We start from the raw sequence: 18,347 nt of genomic DNA, 5'->3' as shown, positions 1-18,347 counted from the left end.
CCGCGGCCGTTCCGCCTCACCACGACCCACGAACACGTCCAGCAACGCAGAGTCGAACCGACGTTCCCGACCCACCCACGTCACCGCCACACGTCTCTCATCCGCCCACCGACGCAAAGTCACAGGATGCACACCGATGTACTCCGCAGCCGGACCCAGACGCAGCAACGACATGACCGAGATAGTAGCACATAGGATCGCTTAGCAAATCAACCAGCAGCGGCACACCCTGCGACGGCGTTGTCGATTACCTGCTCGGCGTCGAGCACCGCCGGCGGGCCGGCACCGTAAGCCGGCGCGTACCCCAGGGTGAAGCCACGCGTCTCGCCAGCCCGTACCGTGAATGACCCGAACGCCTCTCCGACCTCGCAGACCAGTGGGATGGTCGCGCGCAGATCCAGCCGGGCCGACGCGGCACTGGCGACCAACGCATCGTCCTGCCGCACCAGCTGGGCGATCATCCGGCCGTACTCGAAACGTGGCCGGTAGTGCAACCGCAGCGGGACCTCGCCGGAGAGCCCCCGCACCACCCGGGCCAGCATCCCCGGCGAACGCAGACCGACCTCATGGCCCCGCGCCCCCGGTTCCAGGGCCAGCGCGTCGATCACCGCGACGCTGCCGGTCGCGGTGGTGAAGACGGTACGAAGCACGAGCGTATCGGTCAGGTAGGCACGTTCCGTGCTGAACCTACCCTCGGGACAGATCACCCAATGCCCGGCGTCATCATCCAGCAGCCGGGCGAACACCGACGGAGCGTCGAACCGCGCAGGGCACCACCAGTTCACCGAGCCGGCGCGGTCCACCAGCACAGCGCTGCGACCATCGGCCAGGAATCCGTGGTCCGCGATCCGTCCGCACCTCATGGACCGGACTACCCGCGCGGAACGGAGTGACACCGCAACGTCCCGCCCTGAACGGCAGTCCAAGCGTGACAGCGCACCTGGGTTGGCCCGCCGGACCGGTCCTGCGGTCCAGCGAGGGGCGGGGCGTCGTGCCGGCCGGCTCAGCCGACGGGTGCCGGCACCCGCGAGCCGGGGGCCAGGAACCCGCCGGCCACAGCGCCGCCATTCCCCTCCCTGGGAAGACCGAAGGCGGGAGGCCCGGCACCAGAACAGGCCCCGGCTGCCAGCCAGGGGTCTTGTCCGGGGGCAGTTGCGTTATCGGATCGGCGGACGTGCTGAACCCGTGCCGGGGTCCTCGGTCAGATCGCTTGGGCGAGTTCGGTGAACGCAGCGGCCACCCGCGTAGCGGGCGGGGCGTCGACGGCGAGTTCGTAGTGGCCGCGTCGGAGGTTCTGCATGAATGCGTGTCCGGCGACGATCACCTGTGCTGTCTTGTCCGTTCGTAGCCCACGCATCGGTCTCAACCGCTGTTTGAGCTGGCTGTGATCAGCCTCGATCGGGTTGTTCGCGTACTGCTCGACGTGGTGCCACGCCTGCGGGATCAACTCGTCGAGCACGGCGGGCCGAGACGAGCACGTCGATGACCTGCCCTGCACGAGATGGAAATGATCAACGACGAGTTGGGCATGGGGCAGGACCTGCCGGACCGCCGACTTGAAGATCGTGCACATATCGATCGCGACGTAGCGCACCGCGTCACGCCACTGCTCAGCGCGCCCGTGCAACCAGTCGATGACGACCTGGGCGGTGCGGCCCTCGACCTGACCGAGCAAGCCCTGCCCACCGGACAGGTCGCAGAACCCGACATGCCACCGGTCGACGGTGGTCTGCCACGTGCCGGTGGCCTCGTCGAGCACCCACTTCGGGCGGCCCCGGCGGATCTCATCGATACCGAGGACCTCGACTGTTTCAGGCTGGTCGGGCAGTGCCCCGGCGGCGTGGGCGGTGAACGCAGCGGACACCACCGGCCAGGACACGTCATGATCCCGCGCGGACTGCACAACCGTTCGCCCACCGTCAGCAACCGCTGCACCGGCCGCGGACCGCAACCGGGCGGTCAAGCGTTTACGGGCCGGGACAGCCGCCACCGCCTCGGTGAACGACCTGCGCCGGCACCCGGCTCATCACAACACCAGCGGCGCTTGCGCCAATACAGCCGCGGGCGCCGCCCGCCGACAGGCAGGTCACGCGGCCGGGTCACCCGCCGGCCCTTCGACCTTCGCGCTCGTGTTCCGCACTCCGGACATCGCCGTGCCTGCTCATCCGCGGTGACCAGATGCACGACCGGTCCGTCCGGCCCGTCGGCGAACCCGGCTACGGACAGGCCTGCAAGGCCCAGCGGCCGGGTCGTATCGTTTACCATGCCCGTAGCTCTTCTGTTGTGACCGGCTTGCGTCGAGAACAAACATGATCACGCAGAGCCTCGGGCAGCCTCAAGTCAGGTCCACTCTGGACAACCGAGGTCGCCCAAGCTCGCCAACTCCGTTGAGCCGCTTGATGTTGGACGGAAACCGGCGCCCGTCGCACCACGTCCAACAGCAATGGGCGATGGCGAGGTTGAAGACCAGGAACCGGATTCCGGTCTGGAGGGTGGTATCGGGGGCGAGTCGGTGAGGTCAGCTCGCCGGCTTGTCCGTCTTCCCGGATTTGGCCGTGTCGGGGTCGAAGTCGTGCCGTCCCGGCGCGTGTGGGAGTTGCTGCGACGCACGCGATCACTCGCGATGGCTGCCCGATGGCGACCCTTGGCCATGTGCGGCGCATTCTTGGCGACGATCCCCACCTGGCCGGCCCTGGACGGTGTGTTCCGGACCACCCCCGCTACCTGGCGGCCGGCCCCCGGACGGTGCGTTTCGGACCAGCCCCAATTTCGAGGCCGGTGAGCTCGTCCTGCTGGTGGCGATCGTGCTGCTAGTGCCGATCGCCTGGGTCGTGGTGGCCCCTGATCCTGGTCGGATTGTCGGTGCCCTGCTCGTCGCGTCCGCTGCCGGATGGTCGCTCGCGACCCGGCTATGGGCGAGCTGGGCCACACCGCCCACCGTGGATGACGCACTGCGCGGATACCTGGCTGTCGGGTGCGCGATCGTGGTGACGGCCCTGTGGCTCGACCGGCACCGACACCCGATCATCCGGCGGCCCTGGCTCGGCTTGGCGCTGGTGGGCGTCGCATGCGCCGCGGTCGTGGTGCTGCCCGCCGTATGTAACGCCTCGATCCCGGGGCGGGATGCGCTGCTGCCGCTGCTGAAGGGAGTGGTCATCGTGGCCGAGGACGCCGGCTGCGAATCCCGCGGCTCGTGTGAGCGTAGCTTCCAGCTGACCGCCGACGACGGCGCGGATCCGCAGGAGGTAGCACGTCGGCTAACCCGTCATCTCGAAGATCGCGGCTGGCGTGGCGTCGAACACGAGGCGAAAGCGTGCCGGCCGCTTGGCTATCTGGCGAACCCATACCGGACCTGCGTGTCCATCTTGCATCTGCGCGGCCCGGGCACAGTCGAGGTGCTCTTCAACGTCTTCAACCCACGCGAGCCGCGGATCAGCTACGCATCAGAGACACCTTGACCCCCGCTAACTTCGTGGAGCCCGTATGAGTCGCCGACCGAGCCCATCGAGGGCAAGATTCCGTTGTCTGACAAGTGTTCCGCGAGGAAGGCGCCCTGCCAACCCTGGCCGGCCATCAACCTGTGGGGCTCGTAAAGTCGGTCCGGCCACGCTGCCTGCGAATATTCGTTGATCAATCCGCCTAGGATCGGTCGCCGTTGGATCCGCACACCGTTCAGGTCGACAACGTGCGGCGCAGGATTCGGCGGCCGCTGATCCAGCGATCGATGTGGGCGGTGGCTGTTGTAGTGGGCCGTGTACTCGGCGAGGACGGCCGCGAGGTGGCGCTCGCCGACGATGAGCATCCGGTCGGTGCACTCCCGGGGAATCGTGAACACATTCAGTTGTGCGATCGTGACCCGGTTCGGTGGGCAACCGGTCACATGAGTTCCCCCCGCTTTGATGGAGCGGTGGTTACCTGCTGCCGGCTGGCGCAGGGGTGGCGATAGGTGGTTCGGCTGGTTGCGTCTGGCGGCTGTGCCAGGCGGCCTCGTACTCGTTCGGGCTGAGGTAGCCCAGTTCCTTCTGGATGCGGCGGGTGTTGTACCAGCCGTCGATGTAGGCGAAGATCGCGTTCTCGGCCTCGTCGCGGGTGCGCCAGCTCGTGCGGTAGACGAAGTTCGATCTTCAACGTCGACCAGAAGTTCTCCATGAGCGCGTTGTCGTACGAGTCGCCGACGGAGCCCATCGAGGGCAGGATCCCGTTGTCCTGTAAGCGTTCCGCGAAGCGGAAAGACGTGTAGTTGGCGGATTCAACCGGTGGTCGCAACACCGGGTTGTTGGAGCGATTGTAGGTGTTCGTCGAGGGCTTCGGCTGGGGTCTTCCAGCCGAGGGTTTTCCGTGGTCGGCTGTTGAGGGCGTGGGCGACGGCGTTGATCTCTGCGGTGCTCCATCTAGAAAGGTCGGTGCCTTTCGGGAAGTACTGCCGCAGCAGGCCGTTGGACGCTCGTTGGTGCCGCGTTGTCAGGGGCTGTGGGGGTCAGCGAAGAACACCGGGACGCCGGTCTCGACCGTGAAGCGTGCGTGCGCCGACAACTCCTTGCCGCGGTCCCACGTCAGCGATCTGCGGAGCTGCTCGGGCAGTTGGGTGATCGTCTCGGCGAGAGCTTTGCTCATCGTGATCGCCCCATACCCGGCGAGAGCCGGGCCGTTCTTCGTCCGCGGGATCACACCCCAGCCGGACTCGCGAGGCAGGTGGATCAGCATCGTGAACCTCGTCGTCCGCTCGACCAGTGTCCCGATCGCGGAGCGCTGCAACCCGATGATCAGATCCCCTTCCCAGTGCCCGGGAACGGCACGGTCCGCGACCTCGGCGGGCCGTTCACTGATCAGCGTGTCGCTCGTAACGTGCGTCCACGCGCGTTGCTTCGCGCGGGCTCGAGGAACACGAAGCGCCCGCGCGGCCCCACGCTGGCTTCCGACCGCCTGGCGCTGGTTCTGGCGAGGGGCAGCCCTGGTCACGCGAGCAACTGGCAAGGTAGAACATTTAGTTCTACACTCTTGTCCATGGAGCGCATCGGTGTCCGGGAGCTGAACCAGAACACGAGCCAGGTGTTGGCTCGGGTGAGCGGCGGCGAAACCGTCGAGATCACTGATCGCGGGCACCCGATCGCCCGACTTGTTCCGGTAGGTGACGACCGGTCAATGCTGGCCAAGCTGGTAGGTGCGGGGCGAGCCGTCGCCCCGACCAGCGGCGGTCCTGTTCCGCTTCCGCCGAAGCTCGGTGACGAGGATGTAAACGTGGCCGCCACGCTCGCCGCAATGCGAGACGAGGAGCGCTGGTGATCTACCTCGATTCCGCCGCCGTCGTCAAGCTGGTTCGGCAGGAGGCATGCAGTGCTGACCTTGTTTCCTGGCTCAACACCCATGACGATACGCCGCTGGTCTCCTCCGCTCTCGTCGAGGTGGAAGTGCCCAGAGCGTTGCGCCGATCAGCTCCGCAAGCCTTGATCGGAGTGCCGGCGGCCGTCGGACGGCTCTTCCGACTGGAGATCGACAGCACGATCCGCGCGACTGCAGCCGCGTTCGCTGAGCCGACGCTACGCAGCCTCGACGCCATCCACCTCGCCACCGCCCAGGTTCTGACCAACGAGTCCGGAACGGCACTCATCGCCTTCGTCACCTACGACCGGCGACTGCTCGAATGCGCCAAGGACGCAGGATTACCCGTAGCAAGTCCCGGCCAGAACTGACCCGCGACTCCCGACGACGGGCACCGGAAGGGAATCTTCCCAGAGGCAGGCTGAGTTGATCGCCTGAGCGAGCCGGTGTGCCGCGCAACGCCCAACTCCAGCCGGCCAGGTGTGCGTCCGAGCGCATCCGCGCCCCCGTCGGGCCGCGGTCGCCCCCGTTCAGACTGATCGAGGTGGTCCGGTGGCCGGGTCAGCGGTTGCCGAACAGAGTCCGTGCGACGTCGGCCGGGTCGCCCAGGCGCGGCAGAGGGAACATGTCACCGCTGTCCGGCTCGGTGGGTAACGGATCGGCGCGGCGTCGTTGCGGGATCTCAATCGCTGGGTTGCCGTCGAGTCGGAGACCGGCCGGGGCATGGCCGGCGGCGCGCAGTGCGGCCAGGGTTTCGGCCTGCGATTTTGCGCTGGCGAGCACGGTCGGAGCGAGCCGGACCAGGTGCAGGGTCTGTAGCGAGCGGGTGTTGAGGATTTCGGTGAGCAGGGTTTCGTCGTCGCTGCACAGGCAGCAGCCGACTGGGCGTACCTGAACGCGGCCGTATCGGCGGGCCACGTCGTTGATCAGGTAGGTGAGTGTCTGCGGCACGGCGCCGCCTTCGGCCACCTCGGTGATCCGGGCCAGCAGATCCGCCGGGGTGCTTCCCGCGTCAAGCGTGCCGCGGATGCTGGCCGGCGAGAAACGCCAGGTCCAGGCGCCGCTGCGGGAATCTGGCGTGGCCGCGCCGTCCAGCAGAGCCAGCAGGTTGGCCGACGGGGTGCCGGTCACCACCGCGGTGAGGTCGTTCTGCAACAGGACCGTGTCGCGGGACCGGGGCAGCATCGCCTGAGCGTGCCGATGGGTCGCGTCGGCGTCACCGGTCAGCAGGGTACGGCAGAGCATGGTCAGTGTTCCGTGAGCGAGCAGACCGAGCCGGTGGGCTTCCCGCCAAATACCGGTGACGTATCGTTGCAGATCCTCGTCGGCCTGGTCGGTCAGGACAGGGTTCTGCCAGGCCAGCCGATCGGCGAGCGCGCCTGGGTCGGTGGCGTGACCCTCGGGTAAGACGTCGGCGATAGTACGCAGGGTCAGGGCGCGCAGACCCGTCAAGGTCATCTCCTCGCCCTCGTCCCAGTAGAGGACACGGGAGAAGACTGCGGTGGAGTCGGCCGGGGCGAGCGGGCACGCGGGCATCGTCAGCCAGTTGCCGATGATGTCCAGCAACTGGTCTGCGGGTTCGGCGGCGGCGAACTCGTCATAGACCAGCGAGAGGGCCAGACCGGCGTCCGAGGCCTCGGTGAGGCCCCCCGCGGCGAGCAGTTCGATGGTCAGGCGTGTGCGATCCTCGTTCTGGCCGGACGACTTGGCGATCCGACGAAGCTCGCGTACGCCGAGACCGCCCGTCTTGAGCAGGGGCACCGGGCCGCCGCTCATGGTTCCGACGATCGCGGTGATCGCGGCGAGGGTCTCCGCGGCGGCGGCTGCGGCCTCCCGTTCGGCGTCCTTTGGCTCGACCGGGGTGGTAGGCACGGCCGGCGGCTGCGGATCGAACCCAGCGACGTAGCCCTTCCGCAGCGCGAGGGCGACCTCGCGAGGCATCTCCTCGACGCTCCACGCAGAGCCGACGACGAGACCACGCTCAGCGGCCCATGGCAGCGCAACCCCGGCCGAACCGAACATGATCCCTCGCACCTCGAAGGGTTGCGCCGGCCGCAAGGCGAGCGCGGCGAGCCGGGCGCGAACGTCGGTGGGGGCCTGCGCCACGAGCCGGCGGACGTTCTCCGGCCGCGCCAGCCAGCCGGCCAGCGCGACGATCAACTCGTCCTTGCCCCGGCCCGTCACGGGGATGCCGTACACCTTCGCCAGCCTGCGCAGCTCGTTCATGTTCCGGGCGACGAGCAGCTCAACGGCGCCGGGTCCAAGGTTCAGCGGGTGCGGCCATATCGGGCTCAGATGTGCCGCCGCGAAGCCGTCAGCGTACGGCCAGATCAGGGCGAGTTCGGTAAGTCGGCGCAGCGCCGCGGCCAGGTCCGTGTCGCCCTCCGGCACGCCCAGCAGCGTCGCTAGCCGCGCGGTGGTGCACCCATCGCCCAGCGCCGCAGCGGCCTCGCCCACCTGGATCTGCGGCAGGGTCAGCAACGCACAGGCAGCCGCCATCGACGACGGGTGAAGCAGTCGTACGGCGAGCTGGTCGGCGGTCTCCGGCGCAGGCTCGATGGTCGCGTCGCGACGATTCGCGACCAGACTGGTGAGCTGCTCCTGGGTCGAGGTACGAAGGTGGGCGGCTAGGGAATGCACCATGCCAACCTACGACGCCCACTCTGGCAGGAGGCGACACGGTCCCGCTATGCGGGGACCGTGTCGCACGGTGTGGATCATCAGCGCTATCCGGCTTGTGGCTGCGCGCGGTCGCCCCCTTGGCCCCCTCCGTTTGGGTATCCGTTTCGGGTGGGTCGCCGGGGACTCGAACCCCGAACCCTTCGATCCAACTAGGAGAAGGAAGCGCACCCATCACCGCACAAGCGGAGAGCGGACCCGCTACTCAGTCGAATGCTCTAGCCAGTTGAGCTAAGGGACGTCTCGTAACTGGGTGAAGGCGTTGCCCGGTTCCGGCTCGGCGGTCAGCCGGCGAGGATGATGTTGTGGAGGTTGGCGATGCCGGAAGCGGCGTCGGCCAATGTGTGGGCGGCGCGGCGGTAGTCGCGCAGGATCTTGAAGCACTTCATCCTGGCCAGGGCGTGTTCAATCCCGGCTCGGACGGTCCGGTGTTGGACGTTGAGGGCTTCCTTCCAGTCCGGTAGGTCGTTGCCGTTGGTGGGCTTGCGGTACGGGATGATCACCTCGGGGTTGCCGCGGTAGCCGCCGTCGGCCATCACCGGCCGCCCGTCCAACTTCTCAGCGATGCCCGAGGTGCGGTAGACGATCGTGTCGTTGCGGTTGCCGGGCTGCGGATCGCCGACGGCGATGACCAGGCGGGTGCTGGCGTCGATGGCGACCTGCAGGTTCGTCGAGTAGCGGTAGTTCTTGCTCTTGGCGGCCAGGCGGTGGTCACGGGTGGGGATCAGGGTGCCGTCGACGATGGCGATCTGGTCGACGGGTCGCCGGCGTAGGGGTGCGAGGGCGAGCAGCGGGCCGAGGGTGTCGATGACCCGGTGCGCAGCGGAGTGCGACACCCCGAACAGCGGTCCGATTTGGCGCATCGTCAGGTTCGTGCGCCAGTACGCGGCGACCAGCAACACCCGATCAGGCAGGTCCAGGGCCCACTGCCGGCCCGGCCGCCCATCGGCGATGCCGTCACCGCCACGCTCGGCGACCAGGCGGACCAGCTTGCGGAACTGGGCGGGCTGCACCCCGGTGAACGGGACGATCCACTCCGTAACGGTGATCACCTGCACCCAGGCATCCTGACCGACCATCCTCAACAGACAGACACCGGGGTTACGAGACGTCCCTTAGACAGCTCCACTCCACAACCAACCTCCCGCTGACCCGATCGACCCAGAACAGCTCGGTCGGCTCAGTGACAACGGCCGCACCGCGTTCTACGGCTCGTCGCGACCGAGTCCCCGATGCGGATCTCGGCACGGCCGATCACCCCGCCAACGTCCACGCGAGCCACCCCGGGGCAGACGGGTGGTTGCGTCGGAATCCGGACGTCGCGGGGCCAGCGGGCCCGCCGACCCCGCGACGTCCGGATTGCCGTGGCTTAGCTAGGCGAGGTCAGCAGGTGCGAGAGTTGTAGGCGGCCCAATAAGGGCCGCCGCCCTGAGGCGGGTAGAACCTGTAGTTGCCGTCGGGCGAACGCTGCAAGACGAATTCGTGCGAGCTGTACTGGCTCCTGGAACCCGTTGCCCCGCGGTACACCACATACAGCCACCCGTTCTGGTTGTCGTGCTGCACCAGCTTGTCGCCAGCCTTTGTCCAGCTGTTCCGGCCTGCGGAGCCGTCCGCGACGAGGCTCTTGTCGCGCTGGAAATTCTTCGTCGCGGCATCGGTCTGGTCGCCGAAGACGCCGTCGATCCCGGACGAGGGCAGGTAACCATTTGCCCAAAGAATGGTTTGCCACAGACAGGCGACGTTCGAGTTGCGGTGCGTAGTGACGTTGACGACGCCCTCGTCATCGAAGTCGTCAGATACGGCGCCGCTGCCGTAGATGTACGCCCTGCCGGTGTAGGAGCCGCTGGCCGCAGCCGGCGTGGCGATGGTGACGTTAATGCCGATGGCCAACACGGCGCCGACGGCGGGGACAGCAGCCTTAGTCAGCACGCGACGGATGGAGTGGAGCGAGGACATGCATCTCCTTTGGTTGAGGATCAATCCGGGGCCAAGGGTGGTGGCCCGGCGGGTGGCGCCGGGTTGGTGATCGAGATGACGCTCGCGATCTCCTGGATGGCCTTGACGCAGTTGCCGGACCTGCTGTCACGACCATCGCTGCGAACGCCACTGCGACAGCCGTCAGTAGCGCACCAGTCCTGGAATTCATTGAATGTGATGCTCTCGGAGCAGGGTGTGGACAATCGGTCCCGTTTGGCTGCGCGCCGTCGTTGGGCCGCCAGGGCATGGGAGGTGCTCTCGGATGGGGCGGTGAGGACGGTGAAACGGTACGGTGGGGCCCGTACATTCGCCGCACAACCGGCGTATAGATCATCTACTCGCCCGCGGCATCCGGGTGTTGTGCGCCTGGTGACAGATGGCAGCGCCCACATGTGAGGTGCCTGGTTGCGTTTCGAACTACTTGGCCCGTTCCGGGTGTACCACGAAGGCCGGCCGGTGCCGCTGGGCTCGGTGAAGCAGCGTCTCCTGTTGGCCACCCTGCTGCTGCGCCCGAATGAGGTCGTCGGCACCAACGAGTTGACCGCGATGCTGTGGGGCGACGAAGAGCCGGCGTCGGCGGTCGCGAACCTGCGCACCTATGTGCGCGGGTTGCGGCGGTCGCTGGGCGGCGGGGCGCCCTGGGATGGGATAACCGCTGCGGCCGGCGGCTACCTGCTGCGGGTGGGCCCAGGCGAGCGGGACCTGGACCTGTTCGACGCCGCGGCGGCGCGGGGCCGCGAAGCGCTCGCCGCTTCGGATGTGGACCGAGCCGAGGCCGAGCTCTCCGCCGCGGTGGGCGTGTGGCGCGGGGCCCCGCTGTCCGACCTGCCGCTGCGCCCGGCGCTAGCTCGGCGGGTGGCGCAGTTGGAGGAGCGCCGGCTGCTCGTCGAGGAGGACTACGCCGAGGCGGTGCTGGCGCTCGGCGCGTCGGCCGACGTGGTGCACCGGTTGCGCGGCCTGCTCGACCGGCATCCGCTGCGGCAGCGGGCGTGGGGCCAGCTGATGGTGGGCCTGTACCGCATCGGAGACGTCGCCGGCGCCCTGGATGCCTTCCGGCAAGCTCGACAGACGCTGGCGGAGGAGATCGGCCTCGATCCGGCACCAGAACTCACCAGGTTGTACGACGACATCCTGCATCACCGCCCGGGACTGGCAGCGCAACCGCCAACGGGGCCGGACAGGCCAGCGCCGGGCGCGGCACCGGGGCCGCTCATTCAGCGCCCCGAGCAGCTGCCACGTGCGGTGCCCGAGTTCGTCGGCCGCAGCGTCGAGCTGGCGAGCCTCGACGCGCTCCTGCACGGCGGGGCGGAGGGGCCGACGAGCGTGGTCATCTCTGCGGTGTCCGGCATGGCCGGAGTCGGCAAGACCGCCCTGGCGTTGCACTGGGCGCACCGGGTGGCCGACCGCTTCCCAGACGGCCAGCTCTATGTGAACCTTCGCGGCTACGACGAAGCCGGCGCGGTGTCCCCGCCCGACGCCCTGTCCGGCTTCCTCGAAGCGCTCGGCGTGCCCCACGCCCGGATACCCTCCGGCATGGAGGCCCGGACTGGTCTCTACCGCAGCCTGCTGGCCTCCCGCCGGATGCTCCTGGTACTCGACAACGCTCGCGACTCCGCCCAGGTGCGCGCCTTGCTGCCCGGTGCGGGCGGCTGCATGGTCGTGGTCACCAGTCGTGACCGGCTCGGCGGCCTGATCGCCGCCGAGTGTGCCACGCCGTTGACACTGGGCGTGCTCACAGCCGAGGAGTCGATGAGCCTGCTCGCCAGGCGGCTCGGGGCCAGCCGGCTCGCCTCCGAGCCGGCCGCGGTGGCCGACATCATCGAGGCCGCTGGCCGGCTCCCGTTGGCACTGTCGATAGTGGCGGCGCGCGTCGCGACCCATCCCACGTTTCCGCTGGGCGCCATCGCCGCCGAACTGCACTCAGCCGAGGCGAGGCTGGACGCGTTGGCCGACGGTGACGTCCGGCGCGTCTTCTCTTGGTCGTACCTGGCCCTGGGGCAGGACGCAGCCCGGCTGTTCACCCTGCTGGGGCTGCATTCGGGCCCGGACCTGACCGCCGCCGCGGCCGCGGCGCTCGCCGGCGTGTCGCCCTCGGCCGTTACGCCGCGACTGCGGGAGTTGACCCGGCTCCATCTGCTGGCCGAGCACGCGCCCGGCAGGTACGCCTTCCACGATCTTCTGCGTGCCTATGCGGCCGAGCTTGCACAGTCGTCGGAGCGCGGCGACGAACGCGTGGCAGCCCGACAGCGCCTGTACGACCACTACCTGCACGCCGCCTATCCGGCCGCGCTGCTGCTCCAGCCGCAGTGGCCCCCGATCGAGCCGGTGCCCCCGCTGCCCGTACCCGCCAGGCGGCCGGTGACCGATCACGACGGCGCGCTCGCCTGGTTCACGGCGGAGCATCGGGTGCTGCTCCGGGTGGTCCGCCAGGCCGCCGAAAACGGCTTTGAAGCGTACGCCTGGCAGATCGCCTGGGCGTTGAACACCTTCGTGGCACCGCGCGGCCTGTGGCAGGACCAGCTCGCCATCCAACGGGTCGCGCTGGCCGCCGCAGAGAAGATCGACGACCTCGCCGGTCAGGCCGCCGCTAACCGGCTGCTCTCCCGCGCACTGACCCGACTCGGCGACCACGCCGCGGCCGAGTACCGGCTGAAGCGCGCGCTCGAGCTACACGAACGCCTCGGCGATCCGACTGGTCAGGCCCAGACGCTGCACAACTACTGCGAACTCTGCTACCTGGACGGCCGGCTCGACGAGGCGCTCGCACACGGTCGCGAGGCGCTGCGGCTCTACCGGCTGGTCGGCAACCCCGCGGGGGAGGCCCGGACGCTCAACGCGATCGGTTGGCTGCTCGCCACCACGGGCGACTTCGTCCAGGCCATCGTAAGCTGCACCGAGGCACTCGCCCAGCAACGACGGAACGACGACCGCAACGGCCAGGCCGCGACGCTGGACAGCCTCGGCTTCGCCTACGACCGCCTCGGCGAACGCGACCGCGCGGCCGACTGCTACGAGCACGCGATCCAACTCTTTCGCGACTCCGCCGACCGGTATCACGAGGCGGAGACCCTCCTCCGACTGGGGGACACCCGGGAAGGGATGGGCGACCGGACCGCTGCCGCTGTCGCCTGGCGCCAGGCCGTGCGGATCTACGAGGACGTGGGCGACCCCGCAGCCGGGGAGGCGCGCCGCCGCCTCGAGCGTCTGGTTCCGTCCTAGCTGAATCGGCCTGGAGAGCGGTCTCAGTTGCCGCTGATCCGTCTCTCCAGGCCGCTCGCCGAACCCTGTGGGGCTCGTAAAGTCGGTCCGGCTACGCTGCCTGCGAATATTCGTTGATCAATCCGCCTAGGATCGGTCGCCGTTGGATCCGCACAGTTCAGGTCGACAACGTGCGGCGCAGGATTCGGCGGCTGCTGATCCAGCGATCGATGTGGGCGGTGGCTGTTGTAGTGGGCCGTGTACTCGGCGAGGACGGCCGCGAGGTGGCGCTCGCCGACGATGAGCATCCGGTCGGTGCACTCCCGGCGTACGGTGCCTACCCATCGTTCGGCGAATGCGTTCGCCCGGGGCGCCTGCGGCGGGGTGTGGGGCTCGTAAATCGGGTTTTGGCTACGCGGCCTGCGTGTATTCGTTGATCGGCTCCGTTGCGTTGAGAGTTGGCATGATCGAGGCAGGGTTGAGCAGTGAAGTCGTTGACCCGCTTCCGCCCGTGGCTGCCTCCGAAGTCGGCGTTCGCCGGGTTCCGGTTCCCGCCGGAGGTGATCGTGGTCGCGGTGCGCTGGTACCTTCGCTACAACCTGTCCTACCGGGACATTGAAGAACTGCTGGTCGAACGCGGCGTCGAGGTCGACCACGTCTCCGTCTACCGGTGGGTGCAGCGGTTCACCCCGCTGCTGGCCGACGCCGCCCGATTCAGCCGGCACTCACCAGGCGACAGGTGGCACGTCGATGAGACCTACGTCAAGGTCAACGGAATCTGGCACTACGTCTACCGGGCGGTCGACCAGCACGGGCAGGTCATCGACGTGCTGGTCTCGGCCCGCCGCGACGCTGGCGCGGCCCGGCAGTTCTTCCGACGGGCGCTGTCGACGTTGAAGGTGACACCCAACGAGGTGGTCACCGACGCAGCGCCGGTCTACCCCGGCGTGCTCGACGCGCTGATCCCGTCCGCGTGGCACCACGTCGAGCAGTACGCGAACAACCCGATAGAAGCCGATCACAGCCGGCTCAAACACCGGTTGAGACCGATGCGCGGATTACGAACAATCAAGACAGCACAGGTGATCATCGCCGGCCACGCGTTCATGCAGAATCTGCGCCGCGGACACTACGAACTCGCCGTCGACGTCCCGCCGGCAACGCGGGTGCCTGCGGCGTTCGCCGACCTCGCCCTGACGATCTGACCTCGGACCGACACGGGTTCAACGCGTCCGTCGATCCCACAACGCAACGGCACCCCGCCGGATGTCGTGGACGCGGAGACGGTGGCGATGATCTACGACGAGGTCGACGGGTTGGGTTTCTTCGCCGAGTTCGGGCTGGCGGAGGCGGCGTTCGGCGATCCGGACCTGCTGCGGCGTCGCCGCTACCGGGAGCACACGTTGGCGTATCTGCAGGATGACAGTGTTGGCCCGCTGGTGCTGCGGCGACTGGCTGCGCGTGATCCGGAGCGGGCCAGTGTGGTGTTCCGGCGGCTGTTGAAGAAGCCGCGTTTCGACTGGACCCGCGACGGCGAGGAACTCCTGCGCGCGTACAAGCCGGAGCACTTCCGATGGACGCCGCGACCGCGGGTCAGCCCGTTCAGCGAGCGGTTGGCCGCCTACGCGCGCCGACGCTGAGGCATCGTCAGGTGCTGGGCCAGGTCCATTCGGGCCTCGGCCGGGCCGGAAACGGCGTGAGGCCGAGGTGGCGCCGGTAGGCGGCGTGGATCCAGGCGGTGACCGTGTCCGGCGGGAACGTCAGGTCGGCGAAGGTGACGTCGCCCGCGCCGTGCGGGCCATGGCAGGTGGCGACGATGCCGCGTGCCTCGTTCGTGTAGTCGATGGAGGTGAGGGTGACCGGGGTGCCCAGCAGGGTCGCCGCGACTGGCAGGGGAGTCTCGTCCTCGATCACGGTGAGGAACGCGCTGTGCTGCTCGTCGGCGTCGTAGGCGTCGACGATGATCGTCTCGATCACATTGTCCAGATCCCGGTCACTCGGCACCCCCCACACGATAGGGCGGCGCGTTCCCGAGGTCCGGGTCGCGGTCTGCTGAGATGGACAGATGACCGGTGACGAGCTGACGGTGTTGGTGGACCGGCTGCGCTGGGATCGCCGGCAGGATCCCTACCGGGGCCGGCGTGAGTTCTCGCAAACCGCCCGCCAGGTGGCCGACGAGTGTGATCGGTTGGTCGCCGAGGCCCGGGCGGATCTCACGGTGCCGGTGCTGCGGAAGGCTGTCGACCGGATCACCCGAGCCCTGATGTACCTGGACGACTCCTCCGGGATCATCGGCGACGACTTGCAGGAGCTCATGGACCTGTACGCGAAGGCGTGCGCGGCGGCACTGCCGAACCCGGTCAGCCTGGCCGGCTGGCTGGTGAAGCTGGAGTGCGACGGTCCCGGCTGGCCCCGCATCCGGTTGGCCGGCTTCGCTCCCGCGCTGGGGGAGCGGGGTATCGCCGAGGTGGAGCGGCTGGTCACCGAGCGGGCATGTACCGCCGACCCGGAGTCGTGGACCGCCGCGTTCGCTGTCCGTGACCTGCGCGAGCAGCTCGCTGAGGTGTCGGGCGACGTCGACCGGTACGTCGCGGTGCTGGCCGAGCACCTGACCAACGCCGTGCAGTACCAGCGGATCGCCGAGGCGCTACGTGCCGCCGGGCGCTGGGACGAGGCGATCGACTGGGCCCGGCGGGGCGTGGCCGCCAACGCCGGCTCCCCGTACACCGACCGGCTCCGTGACCTTTTGGTCGATATGCTCGTCGCCGCTGGCGACACGTCGGGTGCCGTGCGGGTCCGGTGGGAGGAGTTCGCACGGCATCCCACCACCGCGGGGTACCGCTCCTTGATAGACACGGTGGGGACGGCCGGCGGCGACGATCCGACGGCGCGGGCAATGGAGGTGCTGCGCGACCGGGTCGACCAGCAGCCGGCGTACGCCTCGGAGCTGATCGACGTGCTGCTGGAGGTGGGCCGTGACGACGAGGCATGGCGGGTTGCCCTGCACCACCGGCGGTGGCTCGGCGGACCGCAGTGGCAGACCCTGCTGCATAGGCGGGCCGCGACGCATCCGGAGGAGGTCATCCAGCCGTACCGGGATCTCGTCGAGCAGGCGATCCTCAACTCGGCCGACAAGCGGCGCTACCGGCAGGCCGTCGCGCTGCTGACCGCGCTGCGCGCGGTGTACCAGGCGGCCGGAAAACCCGCGGCGTTCGGGCGGTACCTCGCGGAGCTGCGGGTCGAGCACAAGCGCCGGCCGACGTTCCTCAAGACCCTCGACGCCGCTGGGCTGTAGCTGATCAGCCTCCCGATCCCGGGCTGGTGGAGCATGAAGCCGCAGCACGGCGTCGGTCCCCCGGTCGCTGAACGAACGGGCCGGCAGTCTCGCGGCCGGGTGGGGCGCGGAAGTACGGTGGTCGCCGACCACCACGGCATCCGGAAGTGGACACATGCTCGACGTACGCCACCTCGATCTCGAAGAAATCGCCACGGCGCTGCAGGACCAGAGCGCGTACGACTACCGCTGGCTCATCGATCCGGCCAGCGGCGAAATCATGATGTGGACGGCTGACGGAGGCATCGACGGGAACACACCCGTGGACCTCGACGAACTCGATCTGGTCCCGATCGAGGCGTTACCGTCCTCCGTCTGGCACCGCGACATGGCCGACTTCGCCGAGCGGCTCAGCGACGAGCAGGCGGGACGCAGGCTCCTGCGGGCGATCCAGGGCAGGGGCGCGTTCCGCCGGTTCAGGGACGAACTGCACGAGGAGTATCCGCACCTGCTGACGGCCTGGCACGCCTTCCACCATGCCCGGGCAACCCGCCGAGCCATCGACTGGCTCCTCGACAACTCCCTCATCGATGACGCCGCCGCGAGCAGTTGTCGGACCGAGTACCCCGACCCGGACGGGCCGTGAGACGAACGGGCCCGGTAGACGGAGGCGCCAGGGCAGGGAGGCCCTACTCGACTTCTCGAAGTAGGGCGGTCTGCCATGCGGAGACGCGAGTCCGCATTCCGGCGATCTCATCCGGCGTCAGACCGTAGTCGGTGAAGTCTTCGTCATCGAAGCGGTCGACATGGCGAAGCATCGCGGCGAACCTGCCTCGGTCGAATCCGTCGTCGGCTGCGTGGGCGAGTTCGCAGAGCTGGTCGAGGGTGTACCGGCCGCCAGTGATGGCGGCATCGATGTCGAGGAAGTCGCGCGCGGCTGCCCGGTTGTAGAGGGCATCCATCTTGCCGGCCATGACGTCATCGGGGTGCAGGACCGGACCGATGTCCATCTGAACGGGTGGTTGGGCGCGCCAGTTCGCGACCAGTTCCACGCGGTGCTGCTGGTCTGGGTGGGCTGGGTCGGTGACGTGTAGCCGAGCGAATGTGTCGAGTCGAAGGTCGATGTGGACGCGGTAGCCTTTGGCGCCGTAGGCGGCGATCACCTCGTCCACGGCGGTGGGGAAGTCGGCGCGGCGTTGCCAGTCGGCGAACAGATCGACGGCTTCGCTGGGGCGGTCGAGGATTCCGTGTGCGGCGATCGCATGCCCGCCGGCCAACGCGAACCCGTACTGGCCGCCAACCTGTAGGGCGATCTGCGCCAGCTGGCGATGGATCGGCGGGGTCTGGTCGGCCACTATGCGTCGTGTCGGCGCGCGCTGGCCAGTTCGGGAAACCGTGCTTCCCACAGATGGCGAACCTGTGGGGGCAACACCAGGCTCGGCCACAGGCGCAGCAGCCTCGCGCCGTCCAGCCATTGGGTGAGGTCGTCGGGGGCGATGGCCTCGCGCAGCACGGTCTCGTACATGCTTGCCAGTCGACGCGGGTTGCCCAGGTCGTAGCGTGCCCGCCCGGACCAGTCGAGTCGGCGATCCAGGCTTACCACGCCGCTTGTCGGTCCGCGCAGATCGTCGAGTCGGTCTGCGACGACGTAGGGCCGCTGGTCGGCGTAGCGGGAACCGACCGGCGCTCCGCCGGTATTGGCACCACCCATGATCGACCAGCCTCCTCACTCAGAGGGCGTCTGATTCAGGTATTTTGCGAGTGATGTGATCTTCAGATGTCTCGCCAGGTTGGGGTGGTTTCGGCGGTGACGCGTTTGGTGAGGTTGTCGATCATCGCGATGCGGATCATGCTGGCGGAGTTGCCGGGTAGGGCTTCGTAGTCACGGGCCAGGCGCCGG

The 18,347-nt window shown here is 68.5% G+C and carries 20 protein-coding genes, 1 tRNA gene and 3 pseudogenes; 8 read left to right on the top strand and 16 right to left on the bottom strand.

Annotation, left to right across the window (positions count from 1 at the left end):
- From ABZV00_RS36860 to ABZV00_RS36845, 4 genes are all read right to left on the bottom strand, one after another.
- A partial coding sequence (locus ABZV00_RS36860) for a helix-turn-helix domain-containing protein (protein ID WP_355615002.1) occupies positions 1-174 on the bottom strand: 174 nt, incomplete at its 3' end.
- Between the two features lie 35 nt (positions 175-209).
- Positions 210-863, bottom strand: a complete 654-nt coding sequence (locus ABZV00_RS36855) for a trehalase-like domain-containing protein (protein ID WP_355614987.1) — start codon at positions 861-863, stop codon at positions 210-212.
- A 338-nt stretch (positions 864-1,201) separates the two neighbouring features.
- Positions 1,202-1,879, bottom strand: coding sequence for a transposase (locus tag ABZV00_RS36850; RefSeq protein ID WP_355614984.1), 678 nt, complete (start codon positions 1,877-1,879; stop codon positions 1,202-1,204).
- An 80-nt stretch (positions 1,880-1,959) separates the two neighbouring features.
- A complete protein-coding gene (locus ABZV00_RS36845) occupies positions 1,960-2,265 on the bottom strand; it encodes a transposase family protein (protein WP_355614999.1) in 306 nt (101 codons plus the stop codon).
- Between the two features lie 530 nt (positions 2,266-2,795).
- On the opposite strand from ABZV00_RS36845, the gene ABZV00_RS36840 reads away from it, so the two are divergent.
- Positions 2,796-3,458 (top strand): hypothetical protein, encoded by a 663-nt coding sequence (locus ABZV00_RS36840; RefSeq protein WP_355614981.1) that lies wholly within the window; start codon positions 2,796-2,798, stop codon positions 3,456-3,458.
- Here ABZV00_RS36840 and ABZV00_RS36835 read toward each other — a convergent pair.
- From ABZV00_RS36835 to ABZV00_RS36825, 3 genes and pseudogenes are all read right to left on the bottom strand, one after another.
- Positions 3,437-3,835, bottom strand: a complete 399-nt coding sequence (locus ABZV00_RS36835) for an integrase core domain-containing protein (RefSeq protein ID WP_355614996.1) — start codon at positions 3,833-3,835, stop codon at positions 3,437-3,439. The two genes, ABZV00_RS36840 and ABZV00_RS36835, sit on opposite strands and share 22 nt — an antisense overlap.
- A 76-nt stretch (positions 3,836-3,911) precedes the next feature.
- Positions 3,912-4,109, bottom strand: a pseudogene (locus ABZV00_RS36830) (IS3 family transposase); the annotation flags it as partial.
- 140 nt (positions 4,110-4,249) lie between these two features.
- A pseudogene (locus ABZV00_RS36825) lies at positions 4,250-4,896 on the bottom strand (IS30 family transposase); the annotation flags it as partial.
- Positions 4,897-5,004: 108 nt separating this feature from the next.
- On the opposite strand from ABZV00_RS36825, the gene ABZV00_RS36820 reads away from it, so the two are divergent.
- Both ABZV00_RS36820 and ABZV00_RS36815 read left to right on the top strand, forming a co-directional pair.
- Positions 5,005-5,283 carry a type II toxin-antitoxin system prevent-host-death family antitoxin gene (locus ABZV00_RS36820; protein ID WP_355614978.1) on the top strand — a complete coding sequence of 93 codons (279 nt, stop codon included), beginning with the start codon at positions 5,005-5,007 and terminating at the stop codon, positions 5,281-5,283.
- On the top strand, positions 5,280-5,690 hold the full coding sequence (locus ABZV00_RS36815) for a type II toxin-antitoxin system VapC family toxin (RefSeq protein ID WP_355614975.1): 411 nt from the start codon (positions 5,280-5,282) through the stop codon (positions 5,688-5,690). The genes ABZV00_RS36820 and ABZV00_RS36815 overlap by 4 nt, the downstream gene beginning before the upstream one ends.
- A 190-nt stretch (positions 5,691-5,880) precedes the next feature.
- Here ABZV00_RS36815 and ABZV00_RS36810 read toward each other — a convergent pair whose 3' ends face one another.
- The 4 genes from ABZV00_RS36810 to ABZV00_RS36795 form a co-directional block, all read right to left on the bottom strand.
- On the bottom strand, positions 5,881-7,962 hold the full coding sequence (locus tag ABZV00_RS36810; protein ID WP_355614972.1) for a helicase-associated domain-containing protein: 2,082 nt from the start codon (positions 7,960-7,962) through the stop codon (positions 5,881-5,883).
- Positions 7,963-8,110: 148 nt separating this feature from the next.
- Positions 8,111-8,233 (bottom strand) — tRNA-OTHER (locus tag ABZV00_RS36805).
- Between the two features lie 49 nt (positions 8,234-8,282).
- Positions 8,283-9,056, bottom strand: a complete 774-nt coding sequence (locus ABZV00_RS36800; RefSeq protein WP_355614969.1) for a transposase family protein — start codon at positions 9,054-9,056, stop codon at positions 8,283-8,285.
- Between the two features lie 325 nt (positions 9,057-9,381).
- A complete protein-coding gene (locus ABZV00_RS36795; protein ID WP_355614966.1) occupies positions 9,382-9,954 on the bottom strand; it encodes a peptidoglycan-binding domain-containing protein in 573 nt (190 codons plus the stop codon).
- Between the two features lie 426 nt (positions 9,955-10,380).
- On the opposite strand from ABZV00_RS36795, the gene ABZV00_RS36790 reads away from it, so the two are divergent.
- On the top strand, positions 10,381-13,194 hold the full coding sequence (locus ABZV00_RS36790) for a BTAD domain-containing putative transcriptional regulator (protein WP_355614963.1): 2,814 nt from the start codon (positions 10,381-10,383) through the stop codon (positions 13,192-13,194).
- Between the two features lie 23 nt (positions 13,195-13,217).
- On the opposite strand, the gene ABZV00_RS36785 is transcribed toward ABZV00_RS36790, so the two are convergent.
- Complete coding sequence (locus ABZV00_RS36785) at positions 13,218-13,574, bottom strand: integrase core domain-containing protein (protein WP_355614993.1); 357 nt, start codon at positions 13,572-13,574, stop codon at positions 13,218-13,220.
- Between the two features lie 93 nt (positions 13,575-13,667).
- Here ABZV00_RS36785 and ABZV00_RS36780 point away from each other — a divergent pair, with 93 nt between their 5' ends.
- Both ABZV00_RS36780 and ABZV00_RS36775 read left to right on the top strand, forming a co-directional pair.
- On the top strand, positions 13,668-14,378 hold the full coding sequence (locus tag ABZV00_RS36780) for an IS6 family transposase (protein WP_355614960.1): 711 nt from the start codon (positions 13,668-13,670) through the stop codon (positions 14,376-14,378).
- A gap of 66 nt (positions 14,379-14,444) precedes the next feature.
- Positions 14,445-14,813 carry a hypothetical protein gene (locus ABZV00_RS36775; protein WP_355614957.1) on the top strand — a complete coding sequence of 123 codons (369 nt, stop codon included), beginning with the start codon at positions 14,445-14,447 and terminating at the stop codon, positions 14,811-14,813.
- 7 nt (positions 14,814-14,820) lie between these two features.
- Here ABZV00_RS36775 and ABZV00_RS36770 read toward each other — a convergent pair whose 3' ends face one another.
- Positions 14,821-15,177, bottom strand: coding sequence for a hypothetical protein (locus ABZV00_RS36770; RefSeq protein WP_355614954.1), 357 nt, complete (start codon positions 15,175-15,177; stop codon positions 14,821-14,823).
- Positions 15,178-15,238: 61 nt separating this feature from the next.
- On the opposite strand from ABZV00_RS36770, the gene ABZV00_RS36765 reads away from it, so the two are divergent.
- On the top strand, positions 15,239-16,468 hold the full coding sequence (locus ABZV00_RS36765; protein ID WP_355614951.1) for a DUF6880 family protein: 1,230 nt from the start codon (positions 15,239-15,241) through the stop codon (positions 16,466-16,468).
- Positions 16,469-16,622: 154 nt separating this feature from the next.
- Positions 16,623-17,093, top strand: a complete 471-nt coding sequence (locus tag ABZV00_RS36760; protein WP_355614948.1) for a UPF0158 family protein — start codon at positions 16,623-16,625, stop codon at positions 17,091-17,093.
- Between the two features lie 43 nt (positions 17,094-17,136).
- On the opposite strand, the gene ABZV00_RS36755 is transcribed toward ABZV00_RS36760, so the two are convergent.
- The 3 genes and pseudogenes from ABZV00_RS36755 to ABZV00_RS36745 all read right to left on the bottom strand — a co-directional run.
- A complete protein-coding gene (locus ABZV00_RS36755) occupies positions 17,137-17,781 on the bottom strand; it encodes a nucleotidyl transferase AbiEii/AbiGii toxin family protein (RefSeq protein WP_355614990.1) in 645 nt (214 codons plus the stop codon).
- Positions 17,782-17,801: 20 nt separating this feature from the next.
- Complete coding sequence (locus ABZV00_RS36750; protein WP_355614945.1) at positions 17,802-18,158, bottom strand: hypothetical protein; 357 nt, start codon at positions 18,156-18,158, stop codon at positions 17,802-17,804.
- Between the two features lie 62 nt (positions 18,159-18,220).
- Positions 18,221-18,347 (bottom strand): annotated as a pseudogene (locus ABZV00_RS36745) (IS5/IS1182 family transposase); the annotation flags it as partial.

Origin of the sequence: Micromonospora sp. NPDC005173 (genome assembly GCF_040608515.1) — a bacterium.
Classification (GTDB): Bacteria; Actinomycetota; Actinomycetes; order Mycobacteriales; family Micromonosporaceae; genus Micromonospora.
The sequence above is the reverse complement of the archived record's forward strand: the minus strand, read 5'-3'. Positions and strand labels throughout refer to the sequence as shown.